This is a genomic window from Paraburkholderia aromaticivorans (assembly GCF_012689525.1).
Taxonomy (GTDB): domain Bacteria; phylum Pseudomonadota; class Gammaproteobacteria; order Burkholderiales; family Burkholderiaceae; genus Paraburkholderia; species Paraburkholderia aromaticivorans_A.
On sequence record NZ_CP051516.1, the window covers coordinates 2,030,431 to 2,047,951 of the forward strand.

At 64.1% G+C, this 17,521-nt stretch carries 14 protein-coding genes and 2 pseudogenes; 7 read left to right on the plus strand and 9 right to left on the minus strand.

The window, feature by feature from the left end:
* Positions 1-2: 2 nt before the first annotated feature.
* The 4 genes from HF916_RS37245 to HF916_RS37260 all read right to left on the minus strand — a co-directional run bounded on the left by HF916_RS37245 (position 3) and on the right by HF916_RS37260 (position 3,345).
* Positions 3-1,259, minus strand: a complete 1,257-nt coding sequence (locus HF916_RS37245; protein WP_168793762.1) for an aconitase X — start codon at positions 1,257-1,259, stop codon at positions 3-5.
* A gap of 99 nt (positions 1,260-1,358) precedes the next feature.
* Positions 1,359-1,787, minus strand: coding sequence for a cobalamin B12-binding domain-containing protein (locus tag HF916_RS37250; RefSeq protein ID WP_240975829.1), 429 nt, complete (start codon positions 1,785-1,787; stop codon positions 1,359-1,361).
* 160 nt (positions 1,788-1,947) lie between these two features.
* Positions 1,948-2,634 carry an ureidoglycolate lyase gene (locus HF916_RS37255; protein ID WP_168793763.1) on the minus strand — a complete coding sequence of 229 codons (687 nt, stop codon included), beginning with the start codon at positions 2,632-2,634 and terminating at the stop codon, positions 1,948-1,950.
* 96 nt (positions 2,635-2,730) lie between these two features.
* On the minus strand, positions 2,731-3,345 hold the full coding sequence (locus HF916_RS37260) for a TetR/AcrR family transcriptional regulator (RefSeq protein WP_168793764.1): 615 nt from the start codon (positions 3,343-3,345) through the stop codon (positions 2,731-2,733).
* An 85-nt stretch (positions 3,346-3,430) separates the two neighbouring features.
* Here HF916_RS37260 and HF916_RS37265 point away from each other — a divergent pair, with 85 nt between their 5' ends.
* Both HF916_RS37265 and HF916_RS37270 read left to right on the plus strand, forming a co-directional pair.
* On the plus strand, positions 3,431-4,561 hold the full coding sequence (locus HF916_RS37265; RefSeq protein ID WP_168793765.1) for an MBL fold metallo-hydrolase: 1,131 nt from the start codon (positions 3,431-3,433) through the stop codon (positions 4,559-4,561).
* Positions 4,562-4,852: 291 nt separating this feature from the next.
* Positions 4,853-5,557 carry an SDR family NAD(P)-dependent oxidoreductase gene (locus tag HF916_RS37270; RefSeq protein WP_168793766.1) on the plus strand — a complete coding sequence of 235 codons (705 nt, stop codon included), beginning with the start codon at positions 4,853-4,855 and terminating at the stop codon, positions 5,555-5,557.
* Between the two features lie 85 nt (positions 5,558-5,642).
* Here HF916_RS37270 and HF916_RS37275 read toward each other — a convergent pair whose 3' ends face one another.
* Positions 5,643-5,960: a RidA family protein gene (locus HF916_RS37275; protein WP_168793767.1), complete on the minus strand. Its 318-nt coding sequence runs from the start codon at positions 5,958-5,960 to the stop codon at positions 5,643-5,645.
* A gap of 92 nt (positions 5,961-6,052) precedes the next feature.
* Positions 6,053-6,935: pseudogene (locus tag HF916_RS37285) on the minus strand ((2Fe-2S)-binding protein); the annotation flags it as partial.
* Between HF916_RS37285 and HF916_RS51180 the strand changes: the two are divergent.
* Positions 6,893-7,115: pseudogene (locus tag HF916_RS51180) on the plus strand (LysR family transcriptional regulator); the annotation flags it as partial. The pseudogenes HF916_RS37285 and HF916_RS51180 overlap by 43 nt on opposite strands.
* A gap of 198 nt (positions 7,116-7,313) precedes the next feature.
* Positions 7,314-7,994, plus strand: coding sequence for an alpha/beta hydrolase (locus HF916_RS37290; RefSeq protein WP_168793768.1), 681 nt, complete (start codon positions 7,314-7,316; stop codon positions 7,992-7,994).
* A gap of 16 nt (positions 7,995-8,010) precedes the next feature.
* Here the strand turns inward: HF916_RS37290 and HF916_RS37295 are convergent, their stop codons facing one another.
* A complete protein-coding gene (locus HF916_RS37295) occupies positions 8,011-8,298 on the minus strand; it encodes a hypothetical protein (protein ID WP_012432910.1) in 288 nt (95 codons plus the stop codon).
* Between the two features lie 450 nt (positions 8,299-8,748).
* Here HF916_RS37295 and HF916_RS37300 point away from each other — a divergent pair, with 450 nt between their 5' ends.
* Both HF916_RS37300 and HF916_RS37305 read left to right on the plus strand, forming a co-directional pair.
* Positions 8,749-12,231 carry a DUF2339 domain-containing protein gene (locus HF916_RS37300; protein ID WP_168793769.1) on the plus strand — a complete coding sequence of 1,161 codons (3,483 nt, stop codon included), beginning with the start codon at positions 8,749-8,751 and terminating at the stop codon, positions 12,229-12,231.
* Positions 12,228-13,769 carry a DUF3999 domain-containing protein gene (locus tag HF916_RS37305; protein WP_168793770.1) on the plus strand — a complete coding sequence of 514 codons (1,542 nt, stop codon included), beginning with the start codon at positions 12,228-12,230 and terminating at the stop codon, positions 13,767-13,769. Before HF916_RS37300 ends, HF916_RS37305 begins: the two co-directional genes overlap by 4 nt.
* A gap of 26 nt (positions 13,770-13,795) precedes the next feature.
* Here HF916_RS37305 and HF916_RS37310 read toward each other — a convergent pair whose 3' ends face one another.
* Complete coding sequence (locus HF916_RS37310) at positions 13,796-14,245, minus strand: MarR family winged helix-turn-helix transcriptional regulator (protein WP_168793771.1); 450 nt, start codon at positions 14,243-14,245, stop codon at positions 13,796-13,798.
* 62 nt (positions 14,246-14,307) lie between these two features.
* Positions 14,308-15,453 (minus strand): glycerate kinase, encoded by a 1,146-nt coding sequence (locus HF916_RS37315; protein WP_168793772.1) that lies wholly within the window; start codon positions 15,451-15,453, stop codon positions 14,308-14,310.
* A gap of 558 nt (positions 15,454-16,011) precedes the next feature.
* On the opposite strand from HF916_RS37315, the gene tig reads away from it, so the two are divergent.
* Positions 16,012-17,358, plus strand: coding sequence for a trigger factor (gene tig / locus HF916_RS37320; protein WP_168793773.1), 1,347 nt, complete (start codon positions 16,012-16,014; stop codon positions 17,356-17,358).
* Positions 17,359-17,521: the final 163 nt, after the last annotated feature.

Consider the following 17,521-nt stretch of genomic DNA (forward strand, 5'->3'; position numbering starts at 1 on the left):
CTCTAGCCGGCCAGTTCATCGATGCAAACTCTCCCTTCGAAGGCCGAGCGAACACACTCGGACATGCTCCCAAACGCAACGGTGACACCGATGTTCGCAGGTGCGTAATGGGCCCATTTCCCTGAGTTGGTCATCACCAGTCCACTGATCTGTTTCATCACGGGCGTGATGTAGGTGCAGGTGTCCACCACGATCTGAACGCCCCGGGAAGCGAGTTGCTGGGCGAGCCCTTCCGCTTCGATCTGCCACAGAACGAAACGGCTCGTGTTGACATAGAAGTCGCAGCGCGGCGAGCCATCGTGTTCTTCGAACAATTTGCCCAGTTTGAGGAACTCATCGACAGAAAAATGCGGGGTTCCCAGACTGATCGCGGCGAGTGGATCGCCAGCACTAGCAGTGTTCCACTTTCGATGGATGCCGACGAGATCCGCCTCGGTGACCACGATCGTCCGCTCCGGCTCGCCGCCCTGCAGCGCGTGGTCGAGTGTCGGCGCCTCCGGCGTGATGCCGACCGCGTGAAAGAGCGCTACGGAGCCACTGGAAGCGGCTGCCGCGCCCAGAGACTTGAGCTCGTCCTCCGTCGTGTCGAGAGAGAGTCCGGTGATTGCGGCCACGGTTGCGCCAGCATTGAGGCCGAGCAGAAAACCGAGCGCCGCGAAGCAGGCGTCGCGCCGCGGAGAATCGCCAAAGCTGGGCGCTTCGAGCACGATGCGGGCGGCCCGGTTTTCGGTGACATGCAGTCCGGCGTTGGGCACGCGGCCGGTAATCGCCGCCGCAAGATCGAGAAAATCGCCGTAGCGACTGGTACGGGCGCCCAACACGGAGTTGGCGAAAACGATCGCGTTCGACTCAGCCCATGCGATCTGATCGCCCAGTCGTGGACGGTGCTTGAGCTGGTACGGCGCGCAGGTGAAGGTCGCTTCGCACCCGAGTTCCAGATGCGCTTCCATCAGGCGTTTCGCGGCACTCGCGATGTCCGCTTTGCCGCGATACAGCTCCGGATGAATCAGATCGAGCGACCCGACATTGAGTGTGGTCGGAACGGAGACCCGCGTTCCGGACGCGACAAACCGTTCGACGAAATCGAGACTGACGGATCCGTGATATAGGCAGCCGTCGATGTGCGCGGAGGAAATGTCGACGAGTTCCTGGGCGTCCATCACATGCGCTGTGGCGGCAACTATTCGCATTGCGAGTGCTGCACCATCACCCAATTCACCACTCAGCATTGCTTTGTCACGAACCGAAAGTTCAAGCACTGTCGCCTCTTCGTTGTGGTCACTCTCGTATCAGTATTGAGGATACCCGAATGGCGTTTATCTCGGTTCGATGTACCAGGGCGAGGCTAGACTAAAACATCAGCCCGTACCCATGCGGGTTTCGTCGACGAAGCTCCCCGTTGCATCGTCGAGCTTGCGGCCCTTGCGGCCCTTGCGTCCCGCCGGCCCGTGCACATAGTGCCTGAGCATATCGGCTGCGGTGAACGACGCGCTGTGTCCGCCGACGAACACAAAGCAGTCGGGCCATTGCGCCTTGATCGCTTTCGACAGATCGATGATTTCGGGAATATTGGCGAGGTAGTTGCCGGAGAAACAGACGGCATCAGGACGCCATTTGCGGATCAGCCGCTCCAGATCGCGATGCGATTCGACTTGCGAGTCGAGCAACCGGACCTCGTGCGCAGCCGCGCGGAGGACGGCCGCGACCGTCTCCAGGCCGAGCGGTTCGAGTCGCAGGAACACGCGGGTGTACATCAGGCCGCTGGGATGTACGGCGAGCACCTTCATGAGATCTCCCTGGCAGAAAGGGCGCGTCCGAGACCCGTCGGTGCGCGCCGGGCTTTCCTGCAGAAATCCTTGATACGGTTGGCTGCCGCGCCATGCGTCCTGGCGACGTCAACGCGCGTGGCTTCTTGCGATTCTACTGCCCGTCGCCGCGGCGTGCTCCCTACCGCTGCAGGTCGCCGCCTCGGCCAGACAGTCGGGCGTCACGGGCGATCGGCGCCTCGAGAAGGCAGCCAAACTCGCGGGCAAAGTCGACAGAGACCCGTGCGTGGACGGCGCCCTGCTTATCGAAGAACCGCTGCGTGCCTTCATGAGTGAACACCCCTTCATGCCAGATGTTCGGATGGATGTAGAGCCCTTGCTTTCCATCGAAGCGAAAGCACACGAACTTCTCCGGCGCAATGTCGTCGCCGGGCAATGCCAGGGGAACGTAGAACGGCCGATGGTCGAGAGGAAAGAACAGTTGTCCGCCATCCGGGTGGTAGTTCGCGTGCCACAGCAACATCCGTTCCGGTGCATGGGCGTGGTCGTCGCGGGCAGCTTCAGGCTCCGTTGCGTACGCAAGAACGTAGTGACCGCCCACCGCCTCGTTTCGACCGTAGAGAATGTCCCCGCGCCATTCGCTCACGAACGTGCCTTCGGTGGTGCCGGCCTCATCGCCGGTTCCGGGGTCGATGGGCCGCGAGCCCACCGCCGGCCACTGCACGATCTCGATCGTGCACTCGCTCGGGTCGGCCACGAGCCGGCCAAATCCGTCAAGCGTTGTTGGGGTCGCGTCGACCACGGGCATCGACACGCGCCGGAGGCCGGCAGGAAGGGCGGGGTTGAGGTAGTCGATCTTTTGGGACATCGGCACAGTTTGAACGAGTCGAAAATATCGATTGTAGTCGCTCGAACAGGGCGCTTGGCCGACCCTCATGCACATGAATGCGGCCCGGCGGTCCGCTCATGCATAGCGTGCGAGGAACATGTCAGCGGCCGATTCCGCGACCTGCTTTTGCTCCAGTTCGCCGAGCGGCGCCTGGCCCATCGTCACCTGCGGCCAGAAGGCGAAGGACTTCACCAGCGCCTGCAGCTGCAGCGCCGCGAAGAGCGGATTGTCGGTCTTCAGACGGCCGTCGGCGACGGCCGCCCGGATCCACACGGTCAGGTCCTCCTCGCGTTCGCCGAGTCGGGCGACCATGTCCCGCGCTCGCTCCGGTGAATGGATGCCGGCCGCGATCGCCACACGTGCCAGCGACAGGAAGGACTCGTCGTTCAGCAGCCGCAGCTTGCGGCCCAACAGGTCGAGCAGCTGCGCGCGCAACGGTTCTTCGGCGCGGTAGGTGGGCGCATCGCCCGTTTGGCTCGCGTCCCACAACTGATGGAGAATCGCCGCGAAAAGGACTTCCTTGCTTGGGAAATGGTTATAGACCGTACGTTTCGAGACGTTCGCGCGGGCGGCGATACGGTCCATGCTGGTCGCGTCGTAGCCGGCCGCGAGGAATTCCTCGATCGCGGCGCCGACGATGGCGACACGCTTGCGGTCAGTCAGGCGTTGATGGGTGGCACTTGGATCCATCAACGGATTTTACACCGGGCAGTTTACTTTTCTCGAAAATAAACTACACTGCCGAGTGTACATTTCTCTTTGGACGGCCTACCTCATGACGTCGCTTCCCGCTCTTGTGAGCCGCGTGCTCGGCTTTACCGCCGCGCGTCGCGGTCGCGCGTTGTCCAGCACCTCGCCGCAGCATAACGGGGAACGCTTTCGCAACGTCAAGCCGCGTCCCACTGAAGGCCTGCGCAAGACGCTCGGCATTGTGTGGAACGTGTTGCTCAACAAGCCGAGCGGCACCGTGCCGACGGAAGCGTTGCCCGTCGATGCGCTGACGCGTGCGCAGCTCGATGCGGCGCCCGACCGCAGTCTCTACCGGCTCGGCCATTCGACGATGCTGCTGAAGCTGCGCGGCCAGTTCTGGCTGACCGATCCCGTGTTCGCCGAACGAGCCTCTCCGTTCCGGCATCTTGGCCCGAAGCGCTTCCATGCGCCGCCGATCGCGCTCGCCGATTTGCCACCGTTGCGCGGCGTGATCCTGTCGCACGACCATTACGACCACCTGGACCGCGAGACCGTGCTCGCGCTCGCGGAGACAACCGGCGTGTTTCTGACGCCGCTCGGCGTCGGCGACCGGCTGATCGAATGGGGCATCGACGCGTCGAAGGTTCGGCAGTTCGACTGGTGGCAGGGCACCAAGGTGGACGGGGTGCAATTCACGGCTACGCCCGCGCAGCATTTTTCCGGCCGTAGCCTGTTCGACGGTAACAGTACGTTATGGGCGTCGTGGGTGATCTTCGACGATGATCTGCGCGTGTTCTTCAGCGGCGACACCGGCTACTTCGATGGCTTCAGGACGATCGGCGAGCGCCTTGGGCCGTTCGACGTCACGCTGGTCGAGACGGGCGCCTACGACGCGCAGTGGCCGTACGTTCATATGCAGCCCGAAGAAACCGTGCAGACGCACATCGATCTGCGTGGCCGTTGGCTCGTGCCGATTCACAACGGCACCTTCGACCTCGCGATGCACCGCTGGCAGGAGCCATTCGAAAGGGTGATGGCACTGGCCCTCGCGCGCGGCGTCGCGCTGTCGACGCCCCGCATGGGCGAGCGGCTGGATCTGAGCGCGCCGCATCGCGGCGAACGCTGGTGGCGTCACGCCGGCGGGACCGTCGCTGCACCAAAGGCCGCATGGCGCCTGTGTCCCGCGCGCAATGCCGGAGACGCGAAGTCTTCGTGATCTTTCGTGCGGCTCATTGCTGAGGCACTGAGATACAACGACCGAGCGGCACGTGTGACGCTTCACTCGGGCAGCAACGCATCGAGCGCGAAAAGTAGATTGAGGTCCGGTTCAGGCATCGCTTGATCGCAGTAAGCAAGGTGAGGTATGGCGTCCGATGCATATATTAGTTGCATTCAGTGCGGCTTCCGCCATCCCTGATGAACCGCTACATTGGTCTGCGTGATTGACCCGAAAGGATCGCTCTCGTTACTTTCAGGTTCGAGAGCGGCTTTGTTTATCGAGGATGCCATGCAAGACACCCCTTCGCAGAAAACCGTTCTCCTTATCGGCGCCTCGCGCGGCCTTGGCCTGGCGATGGTCGAGGAGTTTTTGAAGCGCGGCTACCGAGTCATCGCCACCGGGCGAGCTGCTTCGACAGAAAAGCTTCGGCACGTAGCAGAAGCCTTCGCTGGCGCGCTCGAAGTAGACACTGTCGATATCACCATTCCCGAGCAGATCGCCGCGCTGCGCACCCGTCTTGAAGGTCGTCGGATAGATGTGCTTTTCGTGAACGCAGGCGTCAAGAACGACGATCGTGAAACGCTAGCGGACGTCTCGACCGAGGAATTCGTCCGGGTCATGGTAACGAACTCGCTGAGTCCGATGAGGGTCATCGAGGCGTTTCAAGACCTTGTCCCGCCGACTGGAACGATCGGTGTCATGTCTTCGGGGCAGGGCAGTATCACCAATGCCACTAACGCGAACTATGAAGTCTACAGAGGGAGCAAGGCCGCACTGAATATGTTCATGCGTACCTTCACGGCTCGCAGCGCCAGCTATCCGCGGAGCCTCCTGCTCATGGCGCCTGGATGGGTCCAGACAGACATGGGCGGTCCCACGGCGCGCTTGACCATCGAAGAAAGCATTCCGAACCTGGTCAATACGATCGAGGCTTATGAAGGGCGCGCCGGCTTGCATTACCTTGACTATCTCGGACGGGCCGTTCCCTGGTGACGGGCCGCTTGCAAAGCTCATGGATTGGGCGGCCAGGCATCGACACGCCGAGATCAGCGCGGCGCGGACGCGCTAACGGCGCCGCTTAACCCAGTGCCACGAACGCGATCTCGACGAGCAACTCGGGCGCGGCGAGCTTCGCTTGCACCGTCGCGCGCGCCGGTGCGTGACCTTGCGGCACCCACGCATCCCACACTTCGTTCATGCCTGCGAAATCGCGGGCAATGTCCGCGAGCCAGACTTGTGCGGAAACGAGGCGCGTCTTGTCGATGCCGGCCTTCTCCAGATAGCCGTCGATTTTTTCCAGCACCTTCGCGGTCTGGAGCTTTACGTCAGGGGTGGGATCGGCGGAAGTCTGGCCGCCGACGAACACGAGGCCGCCGGCTTTGACGACGCGGCTCATACGTTGGTCGCCGTGCCAGGTGGAACGCGCTGCTCGTGCCGTGCAGCCCGCCGCCGATCACGAGGACATCGGCTCCCTGGATGTCGTTCGCGTCACTCACCGGCGAGTTCTCCGAGCGTGAGCGGCTTGATCGGCGGACGGATGCGGTAATAGCCGACTTCGGCGGGCGAGACATGGCGCGCGTCGGCGATCAGTTCGGTCACCGTGAGACCGCCCATGCGTCCCTGACACGGACCCATGCCGCAGCGTCCGAACGACTTCGCCTGATTGGGCCCGACACAGCCGAGCTCGACGAACTTGCGCAACTCGCCCGCGGTGACTTCCTCGCAACGGCACACGATGGTTTCGTCGCGCGGAATGCGGTTGATGTCGCGCGGACGATACAGGCTGTCGAGAAATGGCCGGACGCGCATGACGCCCGCGAGCGCGCTGCGATGCGCGACGGCTTCGGCATCGCGCGCCTCAGACGTGAGCGCGCCGAGTTGCGCGGCAGCCGCGAGACCCGCGAGCGTGCCCTGCAAGGCGGCCGCCTGCGCGCCGCCGATGCCCGCGCCATCGCCCGCGACGAAGAGGCCGGGCACGTTCAGTTCGCCCCACGCATCGACTGTCGGGGTGAAGCACAGTTGCGCGTCGTCCCAGCGGTGCGCGGCGCGCAGCGCCTGCGTGAATTGCGTGTTCGGCACGACGCCCTGATGCAGCAGGATCACATCGGCTTCGAGACGATGCGCCGTGCCTTGCGTCGTGAAGTGAAGCGCGGCGGCACGCTCGACGTGATCCGTGCCGATGCGCGCTTCCGCGCGCAGATCGTCCGCGGCCTCGAAGATCGGCACGTTCGCTTCGCGCAGCGTGCGGATCAGTTGCAAGCCTTTTGCTCAGAAACGGCCACGCGCGCAGCGCCGCCAACATGTGACGCTTCGCGCGCCAGCGATCTTCCTGACGCGTCGTATCGACCAGCGCGCGGATCGGCACACCGGCGTCAGACCTACCTGCTGTTTCCGCCGCACCGGCCGCGAGAGCGGCTGGCGTCGGCGTTCGTCGAGGTCCTTGCGAGCGCTGCACGAGGAACTGCTCGCCGAGGTCGTGGCGCCGGCGCGCAGTGCGGCAGGACGCGGGCGGTCGCGGTCGCGGGCCGAGGCGGGAGGAGATAGGCTTTGAATCGAACGTCCTGCGATCGACAATCGGAGTATCGGGGGCTCTTGGGGAAACAGGCGAAGGAGGCGAGCCGTCCCCGCCTGCGACTTGACGGCTGGACACGATGACAATCGATATGACTGATGTGGCTTGTCTCGCTTGGCGGTATCCTGCGTGTACTCCCGATCCTCTGAACGCTTCTTAAAACCGAGTAGTCGCAATATGACCGAGCAACCGCCAACAATTGAAATTGAAAGTGCGCCGAATCCCGGATTCGCCGTGATCCTGATGCACGGTCTCGGCGCCGACGCCAACGACTTCGTGTCGCTCGTGCCCGAACTGCGTCTCGGCGATGCGCCTGCCGTGCGCTTCGTGTTTCCCAATGCGCCGGAGATTGCCGTTACCGCAAACAACGGCTACGTGATGCGCGCGTGGTACGACATCCGGTCGTTTCAGAGCATCCATGAGCAAGTTGACGAAGCGGGTATCGAATCGTCTTGTGCAACCGTGCGGCAATTGATCGAAGCGCAGAACCGGCGCGGCATTCCCACTTCGAACATCTTTCTCGCGGGGTTTTCGCAAGGCGCGGCGATGACCTATTCAGCAGGGCTGACGCACCCTGAGACACTTGCCGGCTTGATCGTGTTGTCGGGTTATGTGCCGTCGCCGGGCTTTATTGACCGCCGCTTGAGCGCCGCGAACCGTGGCACGCCTATCTTTGCCGCGCATGGCATAGACGACGACGTGTTACCGATCCAGTTAGGGGAGGCCGCGCGCGACTTTGCGATCACACGAGGTTGCAAGGTCGATTGGAGCGCGTATCCGATGCCGCATTCAGTATGCGCGGAGGAGATATCGGCGCTGCGCGCCTGGCTTGGCACGCTGCTCGCGGCGTCTTCCTGAAGTGTCCCGGCCGCGCTCAGGCGTCCGGCGTTTGCGCAGGCGCTTGCGTGCCCGGCAGGTCTGCTTGCGTGGCGCCTTCGAGGAACCGGCGGGTCGACTCGAACGCCTGCAGCATCGGCTCGGGCCACGGCGTTTGCAGCATGACCGCCTGATGGTTTTCGAACGCCGACGACAACAGCTTCGCCAGCTCAGGCGAGCGCAGATGACGCAGCAGCACGCTGACCGCAATCGCCGTGGCCTGGCTCGCGCCGGCCGTCTGGAGTTCCGAAGCGGTGAGGGCCGCGACCTGTTTGTTGATGTCCACTGCAACTTCCTTGGATGAAATGTGGGAGAGGGATGGCCCAATGGCCGGTGGCGAATTTTGACATGGTTGGCGGCTTGTCGTGAGCGTCCGCCGGTACGGGACTGTATTGACGACCCCACGCGATCCGACCGATGCCCCTATGAGATGCGCTCCGGTAGTGGTCATTGCCACAGTTTGCTAATTCGCCGGCTGATCTAATCGAAGTATTCGCTAGTGCGGACTGCGCGGCCGCGGAAATCGATCCGGTGGAGACTAATGGCGGAATGTCGTCGGAAAAATCATTAAACATCGTTGCACATGCGCCATTCACTTCATAGTTGGCTCGAAAGCGCGACTTACATGGTATTCTCCGCGCCGATTTTCGCCGTATCGTTGACGTAATACTCGCGGATTAATCCGTGCGTGACCAAACAAATCTCGCTATAGAACACAATAAAAAAGAGGGATGCGATGAGCGTGATATTGACCGTGCTTGGCGCGGTGGTCGGCATGCTGGCCGCCTTGTCGAACGATTTCTCAATCAGCCTCGGTGCAGTGCTGGGCGCCGCGGCCGGCTTTGCGTTTTCGCGTCTGCTGCAAAAGAAGTCTTCGGATGCCGCGACGGGATCCGCGGCCAAAGCGGCCACGACTGATGGCTGGAATCCTCCGGGCGAACTGGCGGCGCGGGTCGAGCGGCTCGAACGGGAGATCGTCGCGTTGCGCGGCGAGATTCGTCAGTTGCGAGCGGGAGGCGTCGAGGATGCTACGGATGCTCATGCGCAGGCCGCTGATACTGCGGCGTTCAGGCGGTTGCCATCGGACGCCGCGTCGAGTCCCTATGCGATCCCGCCGGCCAATGAGCGGACGGTACGTCCGCAGCTTGAGGTGCCGGCGACGCAACTCGCCGCTGCGCGCTCATCGACAAGCGCCGAAGCGATGGTGCTGGCCGCTCCGAGTGCGGCGAGCGTAGCCGGTGCAACGGGCGCTCCAAGTGCACTAAGTGCATCAAGTGCGTCAAGCCCACCAAGCGCACCGAGCGCACCAAGCGCACCGAGCGCACCAAACGCACCAAGCGCACCAAGCGCCACTCTCGGCGCCTCAGCCGCACAGCCCGTTTCCGCCCAGCCGACAGTGTCAGCGCCGCAGCCTCCCGTTCCACCTTCACCACTCGCGCCTCCAAGCGGCCCCGATCTTGCCGAGCGCCTCCTCAAAGCGGGCCGCGACTGGCTTTTAGGTGGCAACGCGGTCGTGCGGGTGGGCATCATCGTGCTGTTTTTCGGCATTGCCTTCCTGCTTAAATACGCCGCCGACAACAGCCTGCTGCCGATCGAATTCCGCCTCGCCGGTGTAGCGTTCGCCGCGACCGCCTTGCTCGTGCTCGGCTGGCGCATCGGCGAGCGACGCGGCGCGTATGGGTTGGTCCTGCAAGGCGGCGGCGTCGGCGCGCTGTATCTGACCGTGTTCGCGGCCACGAGGCTCTACCATTTGCTACCGGCGGGCGCAGCCTTGCCGCTGATGGTTGCGATCTGCGCGCTCAGCGCATTCCTGGCGGTCCGGCAGATTGCTTCGTCGCTGGCCTTCATGGGCAGCGCGGGCGGTTTTCTCGCGCCGATATTGCTGTCGACGGGCGGCGGCAGTCACGTCATGCTGTTCAGCTACTACGCGCTGCTCAACGCGGGCATCTTCGCGATCGCCTGGTTCAAGGCGTGGCGCCCGCTGAATCTGCTCGGCTTCGTGTTCACGTTTTCGATCGGCGCCGCGTGGGGCGTGATGGCCTACCGCCCCGAGTTGCTTGCCAGCACCGAGCCGTTCCTGATTCTGTTTTTCCTGATGTACGTCGGCATCGCGCTGCTCTACGCGGTACGGCGCGAAATCGCCCTCAAGCATTACGTCGACGGCACGCTGGTGTTCGGCACGCCGCTAGTGGCGATCGGCCTGCAAGCCGCGTTGATGAAGAACACCGAGTTCGGTCTGGCGTGGAGCGCGGTGGCGCTGGCCGCGTTCTACCTTGCGATCGCGGGCTGGCTCTCGCGACGCCGCGAGCGCCTCGGCATGATGTTCGAGGCCATGCTCGCGCTGGCGGTGATCTTCGCCACGCTCGCCGTGCCGCTCGCGTTCACCGGACCGACGACGAGCGCGACCTGGGCCATCGAGGGCGCCGCGATCACCTGGCTCGCCGTGCGTCAGCGGCGCCTGACCGCGTTCGGCTTCGGCCTGCTGCTGCAACTCGCCGCGGCGGGCGCCTACGCGGTCGGCACGATCACGCAGAGCCACGACGCGAGCGTCTGGCCGGTCCTGAACGGCGCCTACATCGCCTCCGTGCTGATCTCGGTCGCGGGCATTTTCACAGGATGGCGTTTGCACGGCCGCAGCGAAGCAGGCGAGTGGCATTTGTGGATGCCGCAAATCGGTCTCGTCGCCAGCGTGTGGGGTTTGTTGTGGTGGACCTTTGGCGGCCTGTACGAAATCCATGCATACACGAGCGCTCATCCTGGCTATGAACACGCCCGCTTCGATACGGCCGCCGTCGCACTCTTCGCCGTGCTGACGGCGTGGCTCGCACACGGCGCGCGCCGCGCGCTGCGCTGGCCGCTTGCCGAATGGCCGGCGCTGGCGCTCGTGCCGGTTCTCGCGCTGCTTACCGCCGAGCTCTTCACCTTGGGCATGGCGCCAGTGAGCGGTTACGGCTGGCTGGTTGGCGCGCTCGCCGCACTCTCGGCGTATGGACTGTTGTGGCGCCAGCAGCGCGACGTCAGCGATATCCTGCTCGCGCCGCTGCATACGCTGATGTTCTGGACGGCCGGCGCGCTCGCCGCGCTCGAAGGCTACTGGGGTTTGCGAGCCTACGTGCCCGAAGGCGCATGGAGCTGGAGCGCGTGGGCGTATGGCTTCGGTGTGCTGCTGCTGTTGCTGGCGGGTGCCGCGCACCGTCTGCGCTGGCCGGTCGCGCGCTTCATGCAGGCATATCAGGTGTGGGCCGCCGCGCCGCTCGCTGTGCTGCTGTGGGCGTGGAATATCGCGAGTGTGACGAGCGACGGCAGCGCCGCGCCGCTCATGTGGCTGCCGATCCTCAATCCGCTCGACGTCGCGCAGATCCTCGCGTTCGTCGCCTGCGCGGTATGGCTGCGCAGACTGCGCGCGTTGGGTGTGCAATGGCATCCGCGCGCCTTCGATTATCTGGTGCTCGCCACGCTGTTCCTGTGGTTCAACGCGCTGCTTTTGCGCACGCTGCATCATCACTTTCACGCGGCGTACGATGTCGGTGCGGTGCTCGCGTCGTTCAGTCTGCAGCAGGTGTTTCTGGTCGGCTGGAGCGCGTTTGCTTTTGCCGGGTTGTGGCTCGCGCGCCGCGACAGTATCGTGCGGCTGTGCGCGATCGCGTCGACGCCGCTCGTGCTGGTGATGTGGGTATGGACGTTCTTTGCGAACCTGACGCAGGACGGCGGCACATGGGCGCGTCTGCCGTTGCTCAATCCGCTCGACCTGGTGCAGGCGGTGGTGTTCGCGCTGGCGGCGTTCTGGCTCGTGCGGATTCACCGGCTCGGTGTGCCGATCGGCGAATATCGCGTGCCGTTGCAAGTGGTGGCGGGCACGACCGGATTCATCTGGCTGAACGCGATGCTGCTGCGTACGCTGCATCATTGGACCGGCGTGCCGTACGAGTTCGAGACCATGTCACACTCGATGCTCGTCCAGGCGTCAATATCGGTATTCTGGACTGTGTGTGCGCTTGCCATGATGATCTGGGCGACGCGGCGGGCGAGCCGGATGTTCTGGTTCATCGGCGGCGCGCTGCTGGCGGCGACCGTGGTCAAGCTGTTCCTGTTCGATCTGTCTCACGTCACCGGGATCGAGCGGATCGTTTCGTTTATCGGCATCGGTTTGATGTTGTTGCTGATCGGCTACTTCTCGCCGTTACCGCCTAAGGCTCTGGTCGTGGAAACTAAGCAATGAAGCGTGTCTTTACATTGACCGGCTGGTGTTTTGCGATCGTGGCGATGTGGGCGTCCGCGCCCGCGGTCGCGGACGACGACTTCGCGCAGCATTTCGCGCTGCAACTCGAAGAAGGCGCCGCGTACTACAGCGTGACGCTGCCGGCCGCCGTCTATGCGGCGAGCCAGCGTCACGATCTCGGCGACGTGCGCGTCTTCAACGGCTCGGGCGAACCCGTGCCGTATTCGCTCGATGCGCCACGCGAGGCCGCCCGCACGCCGCCTACTTTACGTCCGGTGCGCTGGTTTCCATTGCCGCCCGCGACCGCCGGCAGTTCCGGCGCGCCGCTCGGCGTGACGATTGGCGCCGACGGTTCGCTGCGCGCGACCGCGGCGCCGCCGGCTCGCGCGCAACACGACACCGAGCTGATCGACCTCGGACGCGCGTCGCATGCAAGTCGCGTGACCGCGTTGCTCGTGCACCTGCGCGATGACAATTACCAGGGGCGCGTCACGGTCGAATCGAGCGACGATTTGCGTCACTGGCAACCCGCCGGCGATGCGCAGCTACTCAAGGTCAGCTACAACGGCAGCACGCTGAGTCAGGACCGGATCGAACTGGACGGCAATCGCGCGCGCTACCTGCGTTTGCGCTGGCTCGACGGTGTGCCGTATGTCGACTCGATGGACATGGAGAGTCAGGCGCTTGCCGCCGACGGGGCGCAGCGCGCGGATCGGGCGTGGCGCGAGGGCATCGTCGCGCACGCAGGGCCGAAGCCCGGCGAGTATTTCTTCAGCTCGGGCGGCCCGTATCCCGTCGACCGGTTGCGCCTGAACCTGCCTCAACCGAATACCGTCGCGCCCGCGGTCGTCTATTCGCGCACGGGGCTGGATGCGCCGTGGCGCCAGGTCGCGGGCGCGACATTATTCCGCTTGCACAATGGCGACGTGGAGCAGAGCAACCCTTCGCTCGAATTGACGCCCGACACGGATCGACAATGGCGCGTGGTGGTCGACCCGCGCAACGGCGGACTCGGCAGCGGGACACTGACCGTTGCCGCGGGCTGGCGTCCGGCGATGCTGACGTTCGTCGCGCGTGGTACGGCGCCGTTCACCCTGGCGGTGGGTAGTGCGACGACGGTGTCGTCGGCGGTGAGCCGGGACGATCTGTTGATGGGCGCCTCGGCGGTCCCCGCGACGGCGCGCCTGGGTGAGGCGCTATCACCCGAGCAGGCCGCCAAGGCGCAGTCCGCGAGGGATCCGGATGCGATGCGCCGCTATTTGCTATGGGCGGCATTGCTGCTGGCCGTGGGCTCGCTTGCAGCGATCGCGTGGCGGCTCGCACGTGGTGCTCATGCGCAGGCGGGCGTTGCGCCGGGTGCTGTGCCCGGCGCGTCTGCAGGATCTGGCATAGCGGGTACGTCTGCGGGATCTGGCGCAGCGGGTACGTCGGCGGGATCCGGCGCAGTGGGTACGTCGGCGGGATCCGGCCGAGCGGGCGCGGCGGCTGACGATTCCACCACGGGCGACGCCAACGGGCAGGGCGAAGGCAAGAGCTAAATTCAGCGCCGCTTACGACGTGCAGGTCATTCCTCGCGCGCCGTCATCGTGCCGATGATCTTGTCGAGCGCGTGACCGAAGGCGAGCTTCTCCTGCTCGTCGAGACAGTCGAACATATCGCCGTTCCATTTGCGCGCGATCGGCATGACCTTTCGATACAGCGCGCGGCCTTCGGGCGTCAGCGATACCAGCACGACGCGGCCGTCTTCGGCGCTCGCCTCGCGTTTCACGAGTCCTTGCTTGATCAACGCCTCGGCGGCGCGGCTTGCCTGGCTTTTGTCGAGATTGGCATGCCTTGCCAGTTCCATGATCGAGAACGGCCCGAATGATCCCACCGACGCAATCACGCGCGCTTCAGGCAAGGTCACGCCGAGCTTGTTCTGATAGCGTTCGCTGATGCCGCGTTCGGCGAGTTTGTTGAGGACATGCAGACGGTACGTCAGGAACTGTTCGAGCCCGGCTTTGGCGTCCTTCATGGTCTTCCCGTAGTGTGTGAGCGGTCGCGGCGCTGTGATTGTTGCCGCAACCGTCTTGCCGGTCAACGCGTGCCGTATTTCAGGCGCGTCAGTTGTTCGGCTTCGTCCGCCAGCAGACGCGCCGCGTCGCGAATCGCGACTTCGAGCGTGATCGGCCCGGGCGCCGGCGAGAAGCACCCGCTGAAATATTCGGCGAGGCGCGGCAAGGCGGCTGAGTCGACTCCGCCAGAGAGGAGCGTGGCCGGCACGCCTGCTGCCTGTGCGTGACGGCAGGCGATGAAGGGCGCCTTGCCATGCAGCGTTTGCACATCCGAACGGCCTTCGCCGGTGATCAGCCAATCGGCGCCTTCGAGCGCGGCGTCCAGTCCGATTTGTCGCGCGACGGTTTCCGCGCCCGGTTCGAACTGCGCGCCGAGCATATGCAACGCGAAGCCGAGGCCGCCGGCCGCGCCCGCGCCAGGCAGTTCGCGCGCCGTGCGGCCGAGCGCCGTCTCGAGCAGATCGGCGAAGCGGGCCAGTGCTGCGTCGATCGTGGCAACCTGCTCCGGTTTCACACCCTTTTGCGGACCGAATACCGCGGTTGCGCCGTGTTCGCCGGTAAGCGGATTGTCCACGTCCGACATGCCGACGAACTGCGTGTCCGCGAGACGCGCGTCGAGTTGCGACACGTCCACTCGTGCGAGACGCGCGAGTTGTTCCGGCGTGGCGTCGAGTTCATTGTCCTGGGCGTCGAACAGTTTGAGACCGAGGCCGGCCAGCAGGCCCGCGCCGCCGTCGTTGGTGCTGCTGCCGCCCAGCGCGACGAAAAAGCGCCGCACGCCGGCGTCCAACAGCGCGCGAATCGCCTCGCCCATGCCGCGTGTGCTGCGCGCCTCGACGGGCACGCCCATTCCCACCGGATCCGTAATGCCGACGACCTCCGCCGTTTCGATGATCGCGCTGCCGTCGGCGAGCAGGCCCGTGAGCGCTTCGCGTACCGGACCGGCCGCGCCGCGCACGCTGAGCGTGCGGCGTTCGCCGCCGCTCGTGAGCATGGCGTCGAGCGTGCCTTCGCCGCCGTCGGCCATCGGGCAGATGCGCACTTCCGCGCCAGGACGGGCGCGGCGGATGCCCGCTGCGATCGCTTGCGCGACCTGTTCCGCGCTGAGCGAGCCTTTGAAGGAGTCGGGAGCAATGACGACGACGGGCGAGGACGGCGAATTCGGCATGGTGTCTCTGAGTGGTTGGAATCGTTGCGAGGGCGGGTGAAACGGCGAGATGCGGGCGCAGCCCCGAGTTCGTGCATTAGCTTATCAGCATGGGCGCGCCGACTGAATATGTCGAATGGCATAGCCGGCATTGACAGAGGCAGAGCGCGCACGCGCGGTGGGTGCATTTGCTTATTTGGGCGCCCGCTGATTGATGCGGAGCCGTCGAGAAAATTGGGTGTGGGCAGGCGCGGCGTAACGGCGGCGCGGCACCGCGAGCGCACTGGAACAGTGCGCAAACGGGCCTGAAACAGCGCGGAAAGAGGTCGGAATCCGATCAAAACGCCAACAAAAACGCGCGCATTCATCGAATCCCGGCTAGGCGCGCAAATAGTTTGCTAAAATATTCGGCTCTTTGGACCCAACCGTGCTGCCGGCGGCCTGCAAGCCCGCGGCGCAGGCGCGCAATCGATGCGAAGCGAACCAAACGCGACCAAAAAACGCGACATCGCACGACATCGACAAGCGGCACGGAGAAGATAACTGATTCGCTCGAATAATTTTAGGACGATTGAAGCCATGGCTAACGTTGTTGAGAACCTCGGCAAGCTCGAACGCCGCGTCACGATTTCCCTGCCGAAGGACACCGTGCAGAAGGAAGTGGACTCGCGTATCCGTCAACTCGCGAAGAACGTGCGCATGCCGGGTTTCCGCCCGGGCAAGGTGCCGCTCAAGATGGTGACGCAACAGTATTCGGGCCAGGTGGAAGCCGAAGTGCTGAGCGACAAGGTCGGCAAGGAATTCTTCGACATCAGCCGCGCCGAAAACCTGCGCGTCGCCGGCCAGCCGAGCTTTGCACCGAAGGTCGACGTCACGGAAGGCGACTACGCGTTCGACGCGACGTTCGAGGTGTATCCGGAAGTGAAGCTGGGCGACGTCGCCACGGCTGAGATCGAGCGCACCACGACCACCATCAGCGAAGCGGAAATCGACCGCACGCTGGACATTCTGCGCAAGCAGCGCGTGCACTTCCACGCTCGCGGCGAAGCCGGCGAGCACGGTGACGGCGGCGACGACACTGCCGCGAAGGAAGGTGACCGCGTGACGGTCGACTTCGTCGGCAAGATCGACGGTGAAGTGTTCCAGGGCGGCAGCGCGGACGACTTCGCGTTCGTGCTGGGCGAAGGCCGCATGCTGCCGGAATTCGAAAAGGCCGCCACGGGCCTGAAGGTCGGCGAATCGAAGGAATTCGACCTGGCATTCCCTGAGGACTATCACGGCAAGGAAGTCGCCGGCAAGACCGCGCAATTCACGATCACGATGAAGAAGATCGAGTGGCCGCATCTGCCGGAAATCGACGCTGAATTCGCCAAGTCACTCGGCATCGAAGACGGCGACCTGACCAAGATGCGCGCTGAGATCAAAGACAATCTCGAACGCGAAGCGAAGCGCCGCACGCAAGCCATCGTCAAGAACCAGGTGATGGACGCGCTGCTGAAGATTTCCGACCTGGACGTGCCGAACGCACTGATCGAACAGGATCAGGAACGCCTCGTCGGCATGGCGCGTCAGGATCTGGAGCAACGCGGCGTGCCGAACGCCAAGGATGCACCGATCCCGGCTGCGATGTTCAAGGAACAGGCTGAGCGCCGCGTCAAGCTGGGCCTCGTGCTGGCCGAGCTGGTCAAGGCCAACGAACTGCAAGCCAAGCCGGAGCAGATTCGTGCCGAAGTGGACGAGTTCGCGAAAAGCTACGAAGACCCGAAGGAAGTCGTCCGCTGGTATTATTCCAATCAGCAACGTCTTGCCGAAATGGAAGCGTACGTCGTTGAAGCCAACGTCGTCGAGTTCGTCCTCAGCAAGGCCAAGGTGACGGACAAGGAAGTGAGCTTCGAAGAACTGGCAAGCGCAACGGCGCAAGCGTAAGCGTCGCTGCAACGGCGTGCCGGCTGTCGGAGCGACGGCCCGCACGCCGTTTTTTTGTGCTGTGAATGTGCGTTGCGTTTTGCACGGGTGTCACGCATCGCGCCGCACTGATCGCGCACTTGAATACGGGGTTGTCGACCACACCTGTCCAGCATCTAATATT

Excerpts from the sequence above, each read along its gene's own strand:
- HF916_RS37270 (WP_168793766.1), top strand. The coding sequence starts at position 4,853 with ATGCAAGACACCCCTTCGCAGAAAACCGTTCTCCTTATCGGCGCCTCG.
- HF916_RS37260 (WP_168793764.1), bottom strand. The coding sequence starts at position 3,345 with ATGGATCCAAGTGCCACCCATCAACGCCTGACTGACCGCAAGCGTGTC.
- HF916_RS37310 (WP_168793771.1), bottom strand. The coding sequence starts at position 14,245 with ATGAAGGACGCCAAAGCCGGGCTCGAACAGTTCCTGACGTACCGTCTG.
- HF916_RS37265 (WP_168793765.1), top strand. The coding sequence starts at position 3,431 with ATGACGTCGCTTCCCGCTCTTGTGAGCCGCGTGCTCGGCTTTACCGCC.
- HF916_RS37300 (WP_168793769.1), top strand. The coding sequence starts at position 8,749 with ATGAGCGTGATATTGACCGTGCTTGGCGCGGTGGTCGGCATGCTGGCC.
- HF916_RS37250 (WP_240975829.1), bottom strand. The coding sequence starts at position 1,787 with ATGAAGGTGCTCGCCGTACATCCCAGCGGCCTGATGTACACCCGCGTG.
- HF916_RS37315 (WP_168793772.1), bottom strand. The coding sequence starts at position 15,453 with ATGCCGAATTCGCCGTCCTCGCCCGTCGTCGTCATTGCTCCCGACTCC.
- tig (WP_168793773.1), top strand. The coding sequence starts at position 16,012 with ATGGCTAACGTTGTTGAGAACCTCGGCAAGCTCGAACGCCGCGTCACG.
- HF916_RS37305 (WP_168793770.1), top strand. The coding sequence starts at position 12,228 with ATGAAGCGTGTCTTTACATTGACCGGCTGGTGTTTTGCGATCGTGGCG.
- HF916_RS37275 (WP_168793767.1), bottom strand. The coding sequence starts at position 5,960 with ATGAGCCGCGTCGTCAAAGCCGGCGGCCTCGTGTTCGTCGGCGGCCAG.
- HF916_RS37255 (WP_168793763.1), bottom strand. The coding sequence starts at position 2,634 with ATGTCCCAAAAGATCGACTACCTCAACCCCGCCCTTCCTGCCGGCCTC.
- HF916_RS37290 (WP_168793768.1), top strand. The coding sequence starts at position 7,314 with ATGACCGAGCAACCGCCAACAATTGAAATTGAAAGTGCGCCGAATCCC.